Source organism: Ferrimonas sp. YFM (assembly GCF_030296015.1).
Classification (GTDB): domain Bacteria; phylum Pseudomonadota; class Gammaproteobacteria; order Enterobacterales; family Shewanellaceae; genus Ferrimonas.
The window spans coordinates 2,269,189-2,287,173 of sequence record NZ_AP027368.1 but is presented as its reverse complement, the minus strand read 5'-3'; the positions used below and the strand labels follow the sequence as shown (position 1 = coordinate 2,287,173).

Sequence of the window (17,985 nt, the reverse complement as noted above, 5' to 3'; positions counted from 1 at the left end):
AAGCACCATATGGCTTTAGTCTGTGCCTTACCCAAGCGCTAACAAAAATCGACGGCTTGTGCCGACTTAAAGGATCTAAGTATGAGACATACCCTTGTGATGATGGGGCTGAGTACGCTGTTGCTCTCGCCGCTGTCCGCCATGGCAGAGGATCAGGTATCCGCAAAACCCGCCACCAAATATACCCAGGAGGCGAACGCCAAGGTTCTGAAAACCCTGCCTTTCAGTGATAGAGAGGATTTCGACAACGCCAGTCGCGGTTTGCTGGCCCGGCCGGACACCCTAACCATCAAGAATGCCAATGGCGACGTGGTGTGGGATCTGGAGCAGTACAAGGGTTACATCGGACTGGATAAGGCATCACCGGATACGGTGAACCCCAGCTTGTGGCGCAACGCTCAACTGAACATGGAGTATGGCCTCTATGAGGTGATGGACGGCATCTACCAGGTGCGGGGCTATGATCTGTCCAACATCACCTTTGTGCGGGGCAAAAAAGGCTGGATTGTGTTTGATCCTCTGATCTCCCCGGAGACGGCTGCCGCCTCCAAGGCGTTGGTCGACAAGCAGTTCGGCGACCGCCCGGTGACCGCCGTTATCTACAGCCACAGCCACCTGGATCATTTTGGCGGCGTGCGTGGCATTGTCGATGAGAAGGATGTGAAATCAGGCAAGGTGAAGATCATCGCCTCAGAAGGATTTACCGAGCATGCGGTGTCCGAAAACGTGATTGCCGGCAACGCCATGGGCCGGCGCGCGGTATTCATGTACGGCGCCATGCTGCCCAGAAACGCTCAGGGCGGGGTGAACGGCGGCCTGGGCCAGACCACCTCAACCGGTCAGGGCAGCCTGATCGCCCCCACAGACTACATCACCGAAACAGGTCAACAGATGACGGTGGATGGGGTCAAGATGGTGTTCCAGTTTACCCCGGGCACCGAAGCGCCCACTGAGATGAACACCTATTTCCCAAAGATGAAGGCGCTGTGGATGGCGGAGAACTCCACCAACACCATGCACAATGTGCTGACGTTACGAGGCGCCAAGGTGCGGGATCCCCTGATTTGGGCGGCCTACCTCAATGAAACCATCGAGATGTGGGGAGACCAGGCCACGGTAAAATTCCAATCCCACCACTGGCCGGTGTGGGGCACGGAGAAGATCGTCGATTACCTGAAGAAGCAGCGGGACATCTACAAGTTCATCCATGATCAATCGGTGCGACTGATGAACAAGGGCTACACAGGTGAGGAGATCTCCGAGATGATCGCCCTGCCCGCCTCTCTGGAAAACAACTGGGCCACCCGGGGCTACTACGGCACCCTGCGCCACAACAGCCGCGCCGTGTATCAGCGTTACATGGGCTGGTACACAGGCAACCCGTCGGATCTGAACAACCTGCCTCCGGAGCAGGCCGCCAAGAAATACGTCGATTACATGGGCGGCAAGCGCAAATTGATGCGCAAGGTGCGTAAGGACTTTGACAAGGGTGAGTATCGCTGGACCGCCGAGGTGCTGAAGCATCTGGTGTTTGCCGATCCTAAGAACAGGGACGCCCGACTGTTGCTGGCCGACAGCTACGAGCAGCTGGGTTATCAGGCGGAGTCCGGTCCCTGGCGCTCTGTCTACCTTCAGGGCGCCTATGAACTGCGAAACGGCCTGCCCAAAGGCATGGCCCTGGAAACCGCCTCACCGGACATCATCGCCAACATGCCAGTGACCATGCTGTTCGACTACCTTGGGGTGCGCCTGCTGCCGGAGAAGGCTGAGGGTAAAACCCTGGCATTGAATCTGAGCTTCACTGACATTGATGAGCAGTATGGCCTGACCGTGGAGAATTCGGTCCTCAACTACTCCAGCCGCCCTTCAGAAAACGCCAACGCCAGTGCCACCCTGACCAAGGAGACCCTGACCAAAATCCAGTTGGGCCAGCTCTCCTTCGATGATGCGGTACGCAGTGGCGAGGTGAAGATTGAGGGCAACAAGCAGGCGTTCGACAGCTTCTTTGCCATGCTGGACAGCTTCGAATTCTGGTTTAACATTGTGACGCCTTAGACGACATATCATCAGCCAGACCCCTTGAGGTGGCCGCCTAGGTTTTTGGGGGCCACCTCCCTTGATTTAACTCCTATAGTTAGGGAAAGCTTGTCGTCGGTCGCTGTCGATGCCGTTCGAGTTGGCCTTACTGGCCCTGCTATTCCTGATTCTTTCCCTGTTGGTTGGGGCATTGGTTCGCCACGGCCTCAAAGGCTTGCCTGTCCCCTACACCGTGGTGCTGCTGATCATCGGCCTGCTGCTGGGGATGGTGCAACGCGCCGGACTGATCACTGATTCTGCGCCTATGCTTACCCAGAGTCTGGCCCTGGTCAGTGACATCACCCCTGAAGTGATCCTCTATCTGTTCCTGCCGACCTTGATCTTTGAAAGTGCCTTCTCCCTGGAGGTTCACCTGTTCCGGCGCATGGCGCCGCAGATCGCCCTGCTGGCCATTCCTGGGCTGATTATGGCCACCCTGCTCACCGCGTTGCTGGCCTGGCAGTGGTTTCCCTGGGAATGGAGCTGGGCGCTGTGCCTGTTGTTCGGTGCCCTCATCAGTGCCACCGATCCTGTAGCGGTGGTGGCTCTGCTGAAAGAGGTCAGCTCCCGCAAGCGCCTGGAAACCCTCATTGAGGGGGAGTCCCTGCTCAATGATGGCACCGCCATTGTGCTGTTTTCCCTGTTCTACTCCATGGCGATCAGCGGCGCGGCCAGCGTGTCACCCCTGAATGTGGTGCTGGATTTTATCTGGGTGGTGGCCGGGGGGCTGCTGGTGGGTGCCGTCACCGGTGTGATTACCGTCGCCTGGGTGGGAAAGGTGTTTAACGACCCCATCATAGAGATCACCCTGTCCGTGGTAGCGGCCTATCTGGTGTTCTTCATAGCCGAGCGTCTGCACCTGTCCGGGGTGGTGGCTCTGGTGACCCTGGCCCTGGTCTTTGCCGGTACCGGCAGGACCCGAATCTCTCCTGAAGTGGCCGGTTTTCTTCATCACTTTTGGGAGGTGATGGCCCATATGGCCAACACGGTGATCTTCCTGCTGGTGGGGATTCTCATCGCTGCCCGGGTACCTCTGGATCAGCCGGATCTCTGGTGGTCCCTGCTGTTGCTCTATCCGGCGCTGCTGGTCATTCGCGGCATCACCATAGGTGCATTCCTGCCCCTGCTGAGACGAATAGGGATAGGGCTGACCCGGGAGAAGGCCCTGGTGCTGCTCTGGGGAGGACTGCGCGGCGCCGTGTCCCTGGCTCTGGCCCTGACCATTGCCGTGGATCAACTTCTGCCCAGAGAGGTGGCGGATCAGATCCTGTTTTTGTGTGCCGGCACCGTGGTGCTGACCATAGTGATCAACGGCAGCACCATGGGGCACCTGCTCGGCATGCTGGGGCTCAACCAATTGCCTGCGGCCAAACAAGCTACGGTGGACAGGGTTAAGGGTATTGTGACCGATGAGCTGCATCAGTTGCTGCCCAACCTGATGACCCACCCCTTCCTGAGCCGGGCCAACTGGCGCCAGGTGAAACGCAACATCCTGCTGCAGGAACGCACTGTGGATGAAGAAAGCCACTTAGCTGCCCCATCTGCCCTGGGACTGGCGTGTCGCAGGCGGCTGCTGGAGACAGAGCGGCAGAGTTACTGGGCACAGTTTGACAAGGGTACCCTGGGCCGACGCTCGACCCAGTTATTGGTTCAACTGGTCGAACACGCCCTGGATGGCGATGCAGAGATCGGTCCCAGGACCTCATTGCAGCCCTTGTGGATGACCCCGCTGTGGCTCAGTTGGGGAAGGAGATTCCCTCTGCTTCGTCCCTGGGCCAACAGCCAGCTCTACCGTCACCTGGCTCTGGGTTACGACCTGGCCAGAGGGTTTATGGAAGCGCAGGTGGATCTGAAATCCCACATACGGGAGCTGGCGCCGGACACGGCTCTGGCGCAGAGACTGGCTGTCGAGGTGGAGCAGAACCTGTCTCTGGCAGAGCAGCACATCCATCAGATTCGGGACCGTCACCCTGAACTGGTTCAGGCCCTGGAAACGCAAGCGGCCAGTCGGCTGCTGCTAAACCGGGAGCGCACCGTGATACGCCGGCAGATGGGCATGGCGGTTCTGGCCGAACCCGAGGCGCAAAAATTGCTCGAGGCTGTTGAGGGACGCATGCACAAGCTGCAAAGAACCTCGATGATGGAACAGCCGGACGCAGAGCGCCCCCTTAAGCTGTTTCCCTGGGCCAGGCGCTGCAGGGAGTCCAGCCGCAAGGCGCTGCACGACGCCTTGGTGATCACCAGCTACGGCGACGGCGACCTCATTCTCGAGGCGGGAACGGAACTGGGTAGCATTGGTGTGGTGGTCGAGGGCAGTGTCGAGGCGCGCTGGCGAATGGCCGGGTCCACCAGGCTCAAGATACTGACGCCCGGTGAGATGGTGGCGTTATCTGTCCTGGAAAGTGGCCAGGCTCAGGCCAGCTACCGGGGGCGGAACCTGTGTAAAATCGGCTGGCTGGAGGTGCAGCTGGTTAAAAAGCTGATGACTCAGGATGAAACCCTGATGGGCCTGTTGTCCGAGCAGTTGCAGATGGAGCTGACGCGCCCCGGAGTGGATGAGGACAAGAGCGGCCCGGGTTAAGGCCGCTCTTTGGGTGCTGGTTACAGGCCGAGTTTCTCAGCCACATAATCGGCGTCTTTGTCGCCTCGACCGGAGAGATTCACCAAAATCTTCTGATCCTTGGGCAGGCGTGTGGCTTCTCTCATGGCCCAGGCTACGGCGTGAGCACTTTCCAGGGCAGGAATGATCCCCTCTACCCGGGAGAGGGTCATAAAGGCTTCCAGACACTCCTTGTCGGTCACAGTGTCGTACTCTACCCGCTCCAGCTCCTTCAGGTAGCAGTGCTGAGGCCCCACACCTGGGTAGTCCAGGCCAGACGCAATGGAGTGAACCGGCAGAGGCTCACCGGATTCGTCCTGCAGCACATAGCACTTGAAGCCGTGAAGCTCTCCCGGGGTACCCAGGGTCAGGGTGGCGGAGTGATCCGGGGTATCCAGCCCCTTGCCGGCAGGCTCCACTCCAACGATGCGCACATCGTCATCGCCGAGGAAGGCGGTAAACAGACCGATGGCGTTGGAGCCGCCACCGACACAGGCGGAGATCACATCGGGCAGCTGCTGATGACGCTCCTGGAACTGTTGGCGTGCTTCGCGGCCGATGATGCTTTGAAAGTCGCGCACCATCTTGGGAAACGGATGGGGACCAACCACAGAGCCAATGGCATAGATGTAGTCTCTGGGGTTCTCCATGTAAGCCACAAAGGCGCTGTCGACGGCGTCCTTAAGGGTCGCGGTGCCCTGAGTCACCGGAACCAGATCGCAGCCGAGGATCTTCATCTTGGTGACGTTGGGGTGTTCCTTCTCGATGTCCACCTGCCCCATGTGGATCTCACAGGGGATCCCCACCAGGGCACAAGCGGTTGCCAGGGCAACGCCGTGCTGACCGGCACCGGTTTCGGCGATCACCTTCTTCTTGCCCATGTACTTGGCCAGCAGGGCTTCGCCAAGGCAGTGGTTAATCTTATGGGCACCGGTGTGGTTCAGATCTTCCCGCTTCAGGTAGATTTGGGCGCCACCGAGCTGATCGCTCAGGCGCTGGGCATGATAAATGGGGCTGGGACGGCCCACGTAGTCCTGGAACAGCTGCATCAGCTCCTGTTGAAACGCGTCGGTCTGACGGATCTCCTCGTAGGCCAGATTAATCTCATCCATCACCTGTTTCAGGTCCGGTGGGATGATCTGTCCGCCGAAGGGACCAAAGAAGCCCTGTTCATCGGGCATGGGGGCAAATTCAAAGCGACTCATTTCCTGCTCCTGCACTACTTCTGTTCTGTGGGTGAACCCCAATGGCTGTTGCCGAACCATAACAGTGTAACCATTTCATTCCAAGCGTAATTTCAGCAATACATGAGCCTGATAAAACTAAAGTATTAGCGCTGATTTAAGGTGTAACGAAATGGCTACAGTCGCTGTTTGGCCGGCACTGCGGCGTGAGCGAGATTCAGGGGGCGTGGCGGCGAAAATCTCGGCGCTCGGAGCAGGACAGGCACGGTCAGGCCACAAAAAGCCCCCATGGCGTTTGAGGCTTGGGCTCAAGCTGGTATCATCGGCGGTCACCAAATTTGTTTGACTGACTAGACAGAGCCGATCCTTATGGGAAGAAGTTTCGAAGTCCGCAAGCTGTCCATGGCAAAGACCGCAGCGGCAAAGACCAAGGTGTACTCCAAGTACGGAAAAGAGATCTACGTGAGCGCCAAGAACGGCGGCCCCGATCCCGATGCTAACCTCTCCCTGCGCCGATTGATCGACAAGGCCAAGAAGGACCAGGTTCCTGCTCACGTCATCGAGAAGGCCATCGACAAAGCCACTGGTGGTGCCGGCGAAGACTACGCCCCAGCCCGCTACGAAGGTTTTGGTCCGGGTAACTGCATGGTGATCGTTGACTGTCTGACCGACAACGGCAACCGTACCTTTACCGAGGTGCGCCAGTGCTTCGTGAAGACCGATTCCAAGATTGGTGCCCCTGGCGCCGTTGCCCATATGTTCGACCACCAGGCAGTGCTGGCGTTTGAAGGCGACGACGAAGACGCGGTGCTGGAAGCCCTGATGATGGCCGACGTTGATGTCACCGACGTCGAAGTGGAAGATGGCACCGTCACCGTGTTCGCCCCTCACACCGAGTTTTTCAAGACCAAGACCGCACTGGTTGAGGCCTTCGGCGACATCAAATTCTCCGTTGAAGAGATCACCTTCATCCCCCAGACCTACACCACGGTCGAGGGTGAAGACGTGGCACGCCTGGAGAAGTTCCTGGCGATGCTGGAAGACTGCGACGATGTTCAGCAGGTCTACCACAACGTAGAGAGCCAGGACTAAGGGTTCTGTTCGAATTAAACCCGGCCTGGTGCCGGGTTTTTTATTGGAGTTTTCATGAGCCTTCCTGTTCAGCCACTGCTCGCGCTCACAGGGGCCAAGCGCATCGTCGAACTCGAGCTGATTCAGCCACTGTGGAACCAGTACGGAGGACTGTACCGGGCCCACCTTGAGGATGACCGCTGCGTCATTGCCAAGTGGGTGGTGCCCCCGGTCGGTCAGGACGGGCTGGGTCATAAGCGCAAACTGCGCTCCTACGAGGTAGAGCTTAACTGGTACCGTCACTATGCCGGTCACTGCGGCGACGCCTGCAGAGTGCCGGCCTACCTGGGGGAGATGTCCCTGGAACAAGGCACCCTGATGGTACTGGAAGATCTGGCCATCGCCGGTTTTTCCCCCTTAAGCCAGGACCAGGGTGACCCCGCGCTTGAAGCGATGATTCTGTGGCTGGCCGATTTTCATGCCCGGTTCATGGGCACCTCGCCTCAGGGGTTATGGGAACAGGGGTGCTACTGGCACCTGGCGACCCGGCCTGACGAGTGGACGGCCATGGAGCCAGGGCGACTCAAACAGGCCGCCGAGGCGATCGACGCCAGGCTACAAAGCGCCCGCTACCAAACCCTGGTGCATGGTGATGCCAAGGTCGCCAACTTCCTAAGCCACCGGGATGGCCGGGTGGCGGCCGTCGACTTTCAGTATGTCGGCGCCGGGGCCGGCGTCCGCGATCTCGCCTACCTGCTGGGCAGCGTCCTGGAGGACGACGCTTTGCAGGCCAGGGCGTTCGAGCTGCTGGCGCATTACTGTCAAGCACTCGGTCACCGCCTGACAGAGCGAGGCTGGACAACCACTGAGGTTGACAAGGTGCTGGCGGAACAACAGGCACTGTTCCCTTTTGCCTGGGCAGACTTTGAGCGCTTCTTGCAGGGATGGAGACCGGGACACTGGAAGCTGGGACGATTTTCTCGGGGGATGACCCGGCGGGCACTGCAGCTGCTGTGAACGCCAGACAAAGAAAAGGGGCCAATCGGCCCCTTTTCTGTTGGGTGGTGTTACACCTTGAATTGATTTAACAACCCATCCTGTTTATCCACCAACTGAAGCTGCTCACCCATAGCCTGACTGGCATCTCCTGCGGCTTCCGCCACCTGCTGGGACAACTCCTTGATGTTCAGGGTGCTCTTGTTGATGTCCTCGGCCACCAGGCTCTGCTCTTCGGCGGCAGAGGCGATCTGCATGTTCATGTCGGTGATCTGCTTAATGGCGGCGCGGATCTGGGTCAGAGCGGCACTGGAGCTGGCGGAGGTTTCCACCGTCTGCCCGGCGACGGCCTTGCTCTCTCCCATGACTGCTACCGCATTGCGCGATCCAGCAGCCAATTGATCGATCATCGCCCGAATCTCGGAGGTCGACTGCTGGGTACGACTGGCCAGAGTACGCACCTCATCGGCCACCACCGCAAAGCCCCTGCCCTGTTCACCGGCCCGGGCCGCCTCAATGGCGGCGTTCAGCGCCAGCAGGTTGGTCTGGTCGGCGATGTCGTTGATCACTGCCAGAATAGACTCGATGTTGCGAGTAGACTCAGACACCTCTTCCACCACGGCCACAGCCTGATCAATCTGGGCAGACAGATGCTCAATGGCGTCGGCGGTGTTGGCCACGGTCTGCACTCCGGCTTCGACGGAGTTGTCCGCTTCCTGAACTGCCGCGGCTGCACCCTGGGCGTTGCGGGCCACTTCCATGGAGGTGGAAGCCATCTCATTCATGGCGGTGGCCAGGGCTTCGAGCTCTTCAAGCTGCTTGCTCATCGCTTCGCCACTTTGGCGGGCGCCGTCGGCGGTCATGCGCGTGCCATCTGAGATGCTCTCTGCAATGAGCTTCACCTGGGAGATCATCTCCCTGAGCTTGGAGGAAAACCCGTTGAAACTGCCGGCCAGGGAAGCAAACTCAGCGTCGGTGTTGGTGTCCATGGTGCGGGTCAAATCACCCTCGCCAGAGGCGATATCTTCCATGGCGTCGTTCAAGGTGCCCAGAGGCGCCATCAATTTGCTCAGCAGCAGGGTCAGGGCGCCAATGGCCAGAGCCAACGCCAGCAGGGAGTACAGTACCGCGTCATTTCGCAGCGCCGTTTCCGTGGCGTGCATCTTTTCTGAATCCAGCGCTACCCCCAACAGCCAACCGGTTTCAGGCAGGGGGAAGAAGCGAATGTACTGATCAACACCCTGAACCGAGACCTCCTGAGCCTCACCGCCGAAACTCAGGCCATTGCCGAACAGTTCGCTGGCGGCTTTGCCATGCAGCGCCACGTTCGGGTGAGTAATGAACTTGTGGTCCTCGGTCAGCAGGAAAGCGTAACCGGCATCAAACAGGTTGACGCTGTTGACCGCCTGATCCAGCTCCTTGAGGCTGACGTCCAGGAACATGGCGCCCTTCCACACGCCGCTCTGCTGCATGGGCACCCCCAAAGACACCAGGATCTCCCCGGTGACGGAATCCGGATAGGGGGCGGTCAGTATCACCTTGTTCTGCCGCTTGGCATCGATGTACCAGGGGCGCTTACGGCTGTCGTAATCCGCCGCAGGATGCCAGTTAACGTCGTTGTCAATCAGGTGACCGTCGCTCTCAAACCCCACTCCGGCCAGGACAAACTGGTTCTTGACCACGGGTTTGGTGAACACGGTATTGATGTTGTCCGCAGAGAGGTCCTCTTCAATGAGGCTCATCATGTAACGGCCCACATCCATCTTGAAGGCTATGTTGTTCTGAACTGACTGGGCAATGCCATTGGCAATTTCCGTGACACTGCTTTCCGTCAAGGTGACGATACTGCGTTTGGTGGTGAGATATTGATTTACAGAGAGAGCAGACAGGGCGACCAGCAATATAATGCAGGACGCGAAGACGATCTTTGTCTTGAATTTCATGACAGTTAGCACCCTTTTTCTTTTCCGAACCTTCGATGGATTCGGATTAAACAGCGTTGTTCCCTTTTGTACGGCAGTGTGAACATTAAGAAAGTTAGACAGCGAGATGAACTTTCCTTTGATTCTTAGAGGTTTATTTTCCCGTACAGCGGAATATTCACACACTCTTTAAAGTTGAATCAACGACGGCTATCTAAGTTATCGGCATGGGCGACCATCTCTTAACCAGGCCGGCGCCAGTGCTGAGGTGCAGCGGGGACTAATCCACTGATTTAAAAAGTGAAAGCACTGACATAACAGTCATTTTTAGAAGGGCTTTTATTTGAATAAAGCAAAACAAAATTAAGATGAACTTTGACCAAAATAATGGCCGGTTTATATTCTTCCATCGCCATATTAATTTGTGTGAATAAGGGGCGGGTTAACGCCCCTTCTTATGTTAGATCTTGAATTGATTCAGTATTTCTTCTTGCTGGCGGACCTGAGTCAGCTGCTGCTCGGTCGCCCGTGCGGCGCCCTCAGACGCTTCGGAGATCTGCTGAGACAACTCTTTGATGTTGAGCGTGCTCTTGTTGATGTCCTCGGCAACCAGGCTCTGCTCCTCGGCGGCCGAGGCGATCTGCAGGTTCATGTCGGTGATTCGCTTAATCGCCTCACGGATGCTGGCCAGGGCAAGGTTGGAGCTGTTGGCGGTCTGGACCGTTGCGCCGGCCACCTCCCGGCTCTGCTCCATCACCGTCACCGCCGCCGAAGCGCCCTGCTGAAGCTGGTCGATCATGCCGCGAATTTCAGAAGTGGACTGCTGAGTGCGGCTGGCCAGGGTGCGCACCTCATCGGCCACCACCGCAAAGCCCCTGCCCTGCTCGCCGGCCCGGGCCGCTTCGATGGCGGCGTTCAGCGCCAGCAGGTTGGTCTGATCGGCAATCTCGTTGATGACCGCCAAAATGGACTCGATGTCCCGGCTGGCCTGGGACACCTGCTCCACAACTTCCACCGCCTGCTCTATTTTGCCCGATAACTCCCCGATGGCTTCTGTGGTAGCACTGACCGTTTCTGCGCCCTGAGACACCGAGTGGTCCGCCTCCTGCACCGCAGAGGAGGCTTGTTGCGCATGATTGGCCACCTCCATGGCGGTGGAGGCCATCTCGTTCATGGCGGTGGCCAACTGCTCCAGCTCCCGCAACTGAGTGCCCAGGGCCACCTGACTCTGGTTGGCTCCGGCAGAAGTGGTGGCGGCGTTGTCACTGATGTTTTCGGCCAACGCCTTAACCTGGGCGATCAACTGAGTCAGCTTGGCACTGAACCCGTTGAAGTGGCCGGCCAGGGAGGCAAACTCTTCGTCGGTATTGGTCTCCAGACGCCGGGTGAGATCGCCATCTCCGGTGGCCACCTCCTCCATGGCCATATTGAGCACAACCAGGGGCTTCATCAGTATCGACATCAGCAGGGTCAAGGCCACCACTGCCAACACAAGGGCCAGCAAGGAGTAAAACACCGCATCGCGCTTCAGTCGGGTTTCCGCCAGGTGCAGCTTATCGGCGTCCAGGTCAACCCCCAGTGTCCAGCCCAGAGTGGGCAAAGGCACAAAGCGCAATTCGTGGGACTTGCCTTGGATTTCGACCTGCTGAACCTCCTGGTCCAATTGCAGAGCCTGACCAAAGCGCTCTGCGGCAGGTTTGCCATGATACTGGCTGTCAGGATGGGTGATAAACAACTTATCCCGGTTCAGCAGGAACAGATAGCCCGCATCCAGCAGATTGATGGCATTGATGCTGTTACTGAGTTTATCCAGGCTCATGTCCAGGAACATGACGCCAGCAAACCGGCTCTGGCGCTGCATGGGCACGGTGATGGAGACCAGGGTCTCGCCGGTCATGGTGTCCTGATAGGGCTGGGTAAAGGTCAACCGGTTGGCGAGTTTGGTTTCACGATACCAGGGGCGTTGCCGGGCGTCATAGCCAGGCGGGGTTTTCCAGTCCGGATCATTGTCCAGCAGGCTGCCATCGGACTCAAATCCGACCCCGGCCAACAAAAAGCCCTCTTTGATGGCGGGCTTGGAAAAGATGCGGCGAATGTTCTGCTCGCTGATCTCGTCCTCGATCAGGCTCATCATATAGCGGGCAGTCTGACCCTTAAGGGCCATCTCCTGTTCAATACTGGCTGCCAGGTTGTTGGTGATCTCCTCCACACTGGTGCCGGTCAGAGCGGCGATGCTCTGCCTGACGGTCAGATATTGATTAAAGGAGAGCGCCGATAACGCCAGCATCAAGATAGTGCATGAAGCAAAGACTATCTTAGTCTTAAATTTCACGTGAATTTTCCTGTGTAGTTTATTTATTGTTAGAGATTATCTGAGCGTACAGGCTTCAACATGCCTGCGGAGACAAAGGGTGGCATTCATAAATGTAAACGACAGTGATAATAGTCACAGGATATACAACTGATAAGGCTATTGTAGTGGTGACAAATTGTGGCAAGCGATATTGGCAAATTTCGAAAAGTGTAATACAGGCTTTAGATCAGGATTTCTATTTATGTAGGAAAAATAAGTTTGCCCTGTATAAATCCGGCGTCAAATTACAGGCGCCAAAAACATGTTTGACGCCTAATATTCGCATATTACAATCTAAGTGACTCCTCGATGGGTTTGCCGGTATAGGCACTCTCCGCCAAAGGCACCTGTAACCCGTTGATGGGAAGCCAACCATCTGGGTCGGCGCACACCGATGCCACAAGGGGTAACTCCCCCCGGCTGAGGATGCGGTTGCCGTAGTCTATCTGGAACACCCACTGAACCAGAAACCGGAAGATTTTATGGTCCCGGCGGTACAGTTTCAGATGCCGGGCGACGTCGATGCTGGGCTGAAGTCGGTTGCGCTCATAGGCGGCGATGGCGCCCTGGCACTTGGGGTGACCGGCCTGAGGTAAGGCAGCCAGTTGCTGAAGGAATGCAGCCTCCAGACTGATGCGCTGCTCAAGCCAGTTGATCACCCGGGAAGCGCTGCCCACCTCAAACCCCTGGATCTTGCTGTCCAACAGGGCCAGCCGCTCGGGATCGTGGGCACGAGACAAAGACATCAGCTCCATGACGGTCCAGGGTTGCTCATCAAACTGCTGTGGCAGTTGAGGGTAGGCCTGAAAATGCGCCTCAAGGGGCGCCATCAGGGCAAATGCGCGCTGCTGATTGGCCTCCACTTCCTCGTAGGGCGTGTCCTCAATGACGATGGCTAAGGCCGGTTGACAGCACACCAAGGCCAATAAAATAAAACCAATTTTGCGTCCTAGCATTAATAACATTGTCATAATTCCATGAAGGGCAATTTCGAATCGTTCCTTTAAGACAAGAAACTGTCTCTCTGAAACCAAAAGAATATTTAATGGAAACTTCTTGGATTCCAGTGTGTATTACAGATAGCATTGGTAATAATTCGACGCAACGTCAAGGATAAATACGTGAAAAGGACTTACCTGATTCTACCGCTTATATTTTCTATTAATGCCTCTTATGCTCAATATTTTGATCAGGTGTATATGGACAGTGACCTGGGTCAGCTTGAGTATGACGAAGAGTGTACTCTGATGAGCGAGGATGCCTTTTATGATCTGCTGGATCAGTGCTACGACCAGGTGGATGATGGCTCAGACCTCAATCAGGCTCAGGCCGAGCAGCGCCTCGAGGCCTACCGCAGCTGCCTGTCCGCTGCCGGCCTGCCCCGTGCGACTCAGCAGGCCTGCATTGACCTGAGTAAACGCAGTCGTCAGCAAGCCTTTGCCGCCATGGACAGCTTCTTTGGCAATCTGGCCCAGACCCGGGGTACCGAGGGGATCACTCTGCCGCTTCCCCCGGAAGCCAGGCTGGTCAATCATGTCTTCCCCGAGGACTTTGGCGGACAGATGGGCAACATGACCCTGACGCTTGCCTCAGCGGTGTTCGATACCGATCTGGAGATCAACCAGGTGGCGGAGTATTACCGGGTTCAGGTGGGGGAGTTTCTCGAGTATCGCCACGGGGACGGCAGCATCTCATTTATTAAGGGGGCTGGGATGGAGGTAAAAGAGCCGGCGGAGCTGCTCAAAGCTCAGATGACCAAGCCCAATATTCAGATTCTCCACAAAGTGGACCCCATGAGCGGTGATCGCCAGGCCGGTGCCCAGGTGACCCTCTTCTATAAGAGGCTGTAAAACTGTAAGGGCAGCCTGTGCGTGGTTGCCCTCTTACCATTAATGGTCGGCCAGCCAGTCGAAACTGACATGGTGCTCCAGACCGGCGTCGTCGGTCATCACCAGATTCAGACGCCACACCATATAACCTGACGCACAGCTGCCGTACATCAGAGTGCCCTGCCCCTGTTCATCGAAGTTGACGGGCAGACGCCCCATGAACATATCCCGGCCCTCGACCATGGCCGAGGTGACCTGCCAGCTCTCGGGCTTCTCCAGCTTCAGGGCCAATGGCTGCTCGCTGGGAGCGTTGGCCGGGGTCATGGACAACGACAGCATCTCACCGGCCTGCAGCTGGACGCAGGCTCCCTGCTGAAACTGGCATAAGCCAGGTTCCGCTTCCCTGACTTCTTCTGTACAACCGGCTAACAGAAGGGCAAAAAGTGTGAAGCCCGTCATCCTTTTAAACTTCATTCAATACCACCTTGAATTTGCAGGATTTTATCTGCAACATTTCCCCAACAAAACTTGATCGCGATCAAACTCGATCTAGGGGTTTGTGCTAGGTTTTTTGACCGACCTCAAGTATCATGGTCGTGCCTTGATGCATATCACGTTAGAGGCGCTGAAACATCGACCGTTCGCGTTAATTTGCATCGGTTTTTGGTTAGCGACATCTGTCGTGGAAGTTAACATGCAATTGCAGTGGAAGCTAAAAATATGAACCTGACCAATACCAGCAACGACTACAACTACACGGTTGTGCGTCAGTTCGCTGTAGTGACCGTCATTTGGGGGATTGTTGGAATGCTGGTGGGGGTGTTTATCGCCGCTCAGCTGATCTGGCCCGCCCTTAACTTTGACATCCCCTGGCTGACCTACAGCCGCCTTCGCCCGTTGCACACCAACGCGGTAATTTTCGCCTTTGGCACCAGTGCCCTGTTCGCCACCTCTTACTATGTGGTCCAGCGTACTTGTCAAACCCGTCTGTTTGCGCCCAAACTCGCCGCCTTCACCTTCTGGGGATGGCAGGCGATCATTGTGGCCGCAGCAATCACTCTGCCGCTGGGTTACAGCACCGCCAAGGAGTACGCGGAGCTGGAATGGCCCATCGACATCGCCATCGCCGTTGTCTGGGTCAGCTACGCCCTGGTGTTCTTCGGTACCCTGATGAAGCGTAAGGTTGCCCACATCTATGTGGCCAACTGGTTCTTCGGCGCCTTCATCATCACCGTTGCTGTACTGCACATCGTTAACTCCCTGGCTGTGCCTGTGGTGGATACCGCTTCCGGTCTGTGGACCATGAAGTCCTACTCCATCTACGCCGGTGCCGTGGATGCCATGGTGCAGTGGTGGTACGGTCACAACGCCGTAGGCTTCCTGCTCACCGCGGGCTTCCTGGGCATGATGTACTACTTCGTGCCTAAGCAGGCTGGCCGTCCGGTATACTCCTACCGTCTGTCCATCGTGCACTTCTGGGCCCTGATCGCCCTGTACATCTGGGCCGGTCCTCACCACCTGCACTACACTGCCCTGCCCGACTGGACTCAGTCCCTGGGTATGGTGATGTCCCTGATTCTGTTCGCCCCCTCCTGGGGTGGCATGATCAACGGCATCATGACTCTGTCCGGCGCCTGGCACAAGCTGCGTACCGATCCCATCCTGCGCTTCCTGGTGGTGTCTCTCTCCTTCTACGGTATGTCTACCTTCGAAGGTCCGATGATGTCCATCAAGACAGTTAACGCCCTGTCCCACTACACCGACTGGACTGTGGGTCACGTACACTCCGGCGCGCTGGGCTGGGTAGCCATGGTCTCCATCGGTTCTCTGTACCACCTGATCCCCAACCTGTTCGAACAGGGTCGCATGTACTCCAACAAACTGGTGAACGTGCACTTCTGGCTGGCCACCATCGGCACTGTGCTGTACATCGTGTCCATGTGGATCTCCGGTGTCATGCAGGGCCTGATGTGGCGTGCGGTCAATGCCGACGGCACCCTGACCTACTCCTTCGTAGAGTCGCTTGAGGCGTCCTATCCGTTCTACTTCGTTCGCTTCCTGGGTGGTGTGTTCTTCGTCACCGGCATGTTGCTGATGGCGTACAACGTGTACCGGACCATCACTGCGCCTAAAGGCTCCCTGAACGCCGAGGCGGAACTTCAGCCTCAGGCTGCTTAAGGAGAAGCGCAATGAAATTCAAGCATGAGATTATTGAAAAGAACGTAGGTCTGCTGGCGATCTTCACCATCATCGCCATCAGCTTCGGTGGTCTGGTTCAGATCACCCCCCTGCTGTTCCAAAACGAAACCACCACTCCGGTGACCGGCCTCAAGCCTTACACTGCTCTGCAGATGGAAGGTCGCGACGTCTACATCCGTGAGGGGTGTAACTCCTGTCACAGCCAGATGATTCGTCCTTTCCGCTCCGAAACCGAGCGTTATGGTCATTACTCTGTTGCCGGTGAACACGTCTGGGAACACCCCTTCCTGTGGGGCTCCAAGCGTACCGGTCCGGACCTGGCCCGTGTAGGTGGACGCTACTCCGACGACTGGCACCGTGTGCACCTGCGTGATCCTCGCATCGTGGTACCCGAGTCCAACATGCCCGGATTCCCCTGGCTGGAGGACAACACCCTGGACGGCAAGAGCACCCTGAAGAAACTGCAGATCTTCCGTGACCAGTTCGGCGTACCTTATGGTAACGACGAAGAGCTGAAGAAGGATGTGGAATCCATGAAGGGTAAAACCGAAATGGATGCGCTGATTGCCTACCTGCAGTCTCTGGGAACCGCTCTGAAATAAGGAGGCCTTTGATGGACTATGGAACGTTTCAAGGCATTGTGACCCTTGTTTTATTGCTGATTTTTCTGGCCATCGTGGGCTGGGCGTACAGCGCCCGTCAAAAGCCCGCCTTCGAGGAAGCGGCCAACCTCGTCTTCGATGACGAGCAGAAGCACCAGGGATCTAAGGAGTAATCTCAGATGACCAGCTTTTGGAGTATTTTTATTACCGTGATTACCCTGGGGGTGATCTTCGGTTGTCTTGCACTGCTTATCTGGTGCATGAAAGACAAGATGGGCGTCGAAGAGGGTGAAGGCATGGGCCACACCTTCGACGGCATCGAGGAGGTGAACAACCCCCTGCCCAAGTGGTGGTCCTACATGTTCGTGTTCACCATCGTGTTTGGACTGGGCTACCTGGCCGCCTACCCCGGCCTGGGTAACTTTAAGGGCTTTCTGGGCTGGACCTCGTCCAACCAGAGTGTTCTGAACATGGAAGAGTCCAAGGCCGCTGCTGCCGAAGCTCGCTCCGGCGAGTCCGGCTGGGTTCAGTATGACCAGGAAGTGGTCCTGGCTGATGCCCACTACGGCCCTATCTTTAAGAGCTTTGCCGAGAAGCCCATCGAAGCACTGGTGGCGGACGCGGAAGCCCTGAAGATTGGCCAGCGCCTGTTCCTGCAGAACTGTGCTCAGTGCCACGGCTCCGACGCCAAGGGCGGCCCAGGCTTCCCGAACCTGACCGACGATGCCTGGCTCTATGGCGGCGACCCTGCCACCATCAAGGCCACCCTGCTCAACGGTCGTCGCGGCATGATGCCACCGAAAGGCGGTCTGCCCATCACCGATGAGGAGATCCCCGCCATCGCCGAGTACATCTATGGCCTTAACGGCCGTAAGCATGACGCGGAACTGGCGGCCAAGGGTCAAGCGGGCTTCATGAAGGGCTGTTTCGCCTGTCATGGCATGGACGGCACCGGCAACAAGCTGATGGGTGCCCCCAACCTGACCGACAACTCCTGGGTTTACGGCGGCAGCCGTAAGGTGATCGAGGAGAGTATTCGTGGCGGTCGTGCCGGCGTAATGCCTGCATGGAAGGATGTATTGGGTGAGGACAAGGTCCACCTGATCACCGCGTACGTCTACAGCCTGAACAAGCAGTAAGGTCCTGCCTGAAAG

At 57.2% G+C, this 17,985-nt stretch carries 14 protein-coding genes; 9 read left to right on the top strand and 5 right to left on the bottom strand.

Annotated elements, in window-relative coordinates; genetic code table 11:
* Positions 1-81 precede the first annotated feature (81 nt).
* Positions 82-2,055: an alkyl/aryl-sulfatase gene (locus QUE41_RS10655; protein ID WP_286342849.1), complete on the top strand. Its 1,974-nt coding sequence runs from the start codon at positions 82-84 to the stop codon at positions 2,053-2,055.
* Positions 2,056-2,164: 109 nt separating this feature from the next.
* The gene (locus QUE41_RS10650) at positions 2,165-4,657 is read left to right on the top strand and encodes a cation:proton antiporter domain-containing protein (RefSeq protein ID WP_286342848.1); all 2,493 of its coding nucleotides are present in this window, start codon (positions 2,165-2,167) and stop codon (positions 4,655-4,657) included.
* Between the two features lie 20 nt (positions 4,658-4,677).
* On the opposite strand, the gene trpB is transcribed toward QUE41_RS10650, so the two are convergent.
* Entirely contained in the window at positions 4,678-5,880 is a 1,203-nt protein-coding gene (gene trpB / locus QUE41_RS10645) for a tryptophan synthase subunit beta (protein WP_286342847.1), read from the bottom strand.
* Between the two features lie 348 nt (positions 5,881-6,228).
* On the opposite strand from trpB, the gene QUE41_RS10640 reads away from it, so the two are divergent.
* Both QUE41_RS10640 and QUE41_RS10635 read left to right on the top strand, forming a co-directional pair.
* Entirely contained in the window at positions 6,229-6,951 is a 723-nt protein-coding gene (locus tag QUE41_RS10640; protein WP_286342846.1) for a YebC/PmpR family DNA-binding transcriptional regulator, read from the top strand.
* A gap of 54 nt (positions 6,952-7,005) precedes the next feature.
* Positions 7,006-7,947, top strand: coding sequence for a phosphotransferase family protein (locus QUE41_RS10635; RefSeq protein WP_286342845.1), 942 nt, complete (start codon positions 7,006-7,008; stop codon positions 7,945-7,947).
* Between the two features lie 50 nt (positions 7,948-7,997).
* On the opposite strand, the gene QUE41_RS10630 is transcribed toward QUE41_RS10635, so the two are convergent.
* The 3 genes from QUE41_RS10630 to QUE41_RS10620 all read right to left on the bottom strand — a co-directional run bounded on the left by QUE41_RS10630 (position 7,998) and on the right by QUE41_RS10620 (position 13,166).
* On the bottom strand, positions 7,998-9,869 hold the full coding sequence (locus QUE41_RS10630; RefSeq protein ID WP_286342844.1) for a methyl-accepting chemotaxis protein: 1,872 nt from the start codon (positions 9,867-9,869) through the stop codon (positions 7,998-8,000).
* Between the two features lie 439 nt (positions 9,870-10,308).
* On the bottom strand, positions 10,309-12,135 hold the full coding sequence (locus tag QUE41_RS10625; protein ID WP_286342843.1) for a methyl-accepting chemotaxis protein: 1,827 nt from the start codon (positions 12,133-12,135) through the stop codon (positions 10,309-10,311).
* Between the two features lie 353 nt (positions 12,136-12,488).
* Complete coding sequence (locus QUE41_RS10620; RefSeq protein WP_286342842.1) at positions 12,489-13,166, bottom strand: hypothetical protein; 678 nt, start codon at positions 13,164-13,166, stop codon at positions 12,489-12,491.
* A gap of 234 nt (positions 13,167-13,400) precedes the next feature.
* Between QUE41_RS10620 and QUE41_RS10615 the strand changes: the two genes are divergently transcribed.
* Positions 13,401-14,051 carry a hypothetical protein gene (locus QUE41_RS10615; protein ID WP_286342841.1) on the top strand — a complete coding sequence of 217 codons (651 nt, stop codon included), beginning with the start codon at positions 13,401-13,403 and terminating at the stop codon, positions 14,049-14,051.
* A gap of 39 nt (positions 14,052-14,090) precedes the next feature.
* On the opposite strand, the gene QUE41_RS10610 is transcribed toward QUE41_RS10615, so the two are convergent.
* The gene (locus QUE41_RS10610; protein ID WP_286342840.1) at positions 14,091-14,504 is read right to left on the bottom strand and encodes a hypothetical protein; all 414 of its coding nucleotides are present in this window, start codon (positions 14,502-14,504) and stop codon (positions 14,091-14,093) included.
* Positions 14,505-14,750: 246 nt separating this feature from the next.
* Here QUE41_RS10610 and ccoN point away from each other — a divergent pair, with 246 nt between their 5' ends.
* The 4 genes from ccoN to ccoP are packed head-to-tail and all read left to right on the top strand — an operon-like array spanning position 14,751 to position 17,970.
* Positions 14,751-16,208, top strand: a complete 1,458-nt coding sequence (gene ccoN, locus QUE41_RS10605) for a cytochrome-c oxidase, cbb3-type subunit I (protein ID WP_028108491.1) — start codon at positions 14,751-14,753, stop codon at positions 16,206-16,208.
* 11 nt (positions 16,209-16,219) lie between these two features.
* The gene (gene ccoO, locus QUE41_RS10600) at positions 16,220-16,831 is read left to right on the top strand and encodes a cytochrome-c oxidase, cbb3-type subunit II (RefSeq protein ID WP_286342839.1); all 612 of its coding nucleotides are present in this window, start codon (positions 16,220-16,222) and stop codon (positions 16,829-16,831) included.
* Between the two features lie 11 nt (positions 16,832-16,842).
* Positions 16,843-17,004, top strand: a complete 162-nt coding sequence (locus QUE41_RS10595) for a cbb3-type cytochrome oxidase subunit 3 (RefSeq protein ID WP_286342838.1) — start codon at positions 16,843-16,845, stop codon at positions 17,002-17,004.
* Positions 17,005-17,010: 6 nt separating this feature from the next.
* Positions 17,011-17,970, top strand: coding sequence for a cytochrome-c oxidase, cbb3-type subunit III (gene ccoP, locus QUE41_RS10590; protein WP_286342837.1), 960 nt, complete (start codon positions 17,011-17,013; stop codon positions 17,968-17,970).
* Positions 17,971-17,985 lie beyond the last annotated feature (15 nt).

Bases quoted from the DNA above. Each gene is read 5' to 3' on its own strand.
- QUE41_RS10655 (WP_286342849.1), top strand. From the start codon at position 82: ATGAGACATACCCTTGTGATGATGGGGCTGAGTACGCTGTTGCTCTCG.
- QUE41_RS10650 (WP_286342848.1), top strand. From the start codon at position 2,165: ATGCCGTTCGAGTTGGCCTTACTGGCCCTGCTATTCCTGATTCTTTCC.
- trpB (WP_286342847.1), bottom strand. From the start codon at position 5,880: ATGAGTCGCTTTGAATTTGCCCCCATGCCCGATGAACAGGGCTTCTTT.
- QUE41_RS10640 (WP_286342846.1), top strand. From the start codon at position 6,229: ATGGGAAGAAGTTTCGAAGTCCGCAAGCTGTCCATGGCAAAGACCGCA.
- QUE41_RS10635 (WP_286342845.1), top strand. From the start codon at position 7,006: ATGAGCCTTCCTGTTCAGCCACTGCTCGCGCTCACAGGGGCCAAGCGC.
- QUE41_RS10630 (WP_286342844.1), bottom strand. From the start codon at position 9,869: ATGAAATTCAAGACAAAGATCGTCTTCGCGTCCTGCATTATATTGCTG.
- QUE41_RS10625 (WP_286342843.1), bottom strand. From the start codon at position 12,135: ATGCTGGCGTTATCGGCGCTCTCCTTTAATCAATATCTGACCGTCAGG.
- QUE41_RS10620 (WP_286342842.1), bottom strand. From the start codon at position 13,166: ATGTTATTAATGCTAGGACGCAAAATTGGTTTTATTTTATTGGCCTTG.
- QUE41_RS10615 (WP_286342841.1), top strand. From the start codon at position 13,401: ATGGACAGTGACCTGGGTCAGCTTGAGTATGACGAAGAGTGTACTCTG.
- QUE41_RS10610 (WP_286342840.1), bottom strand. From the start codon at position 14,504: ATGAAGTTTAAAAGGATGACGGGCTTCACACTTTTTGCCCTTCTGTTA.
- ccoN (WP_028108491.1), top strand. From the start codon at position 14,751: ATGAACCTGACCAATACCAGCAACGACTACAACTACACGGTTGTGCGT.
- ccoO (WP_286342839.1), top strand. From the start codon at position 16,220: ATGAAATTCAAGCATGAGATTATTGAAAAGAACGTAGGTCTGCTGGCG.
- QUE41_RS10595 (WP_286342838.1), top strand. From the start codon at position 16,843: ATGGACTATGGAACGTTTCAAGGCATTGTGACCCTTGTTTTATTGCTG.
- ccoP (WP_286342837.1), top strand. From the start codon at position 17,011: ATGACCAGCTTTTGGAGTATTTTTATTACCGTGATTACCCTGGGGGTG.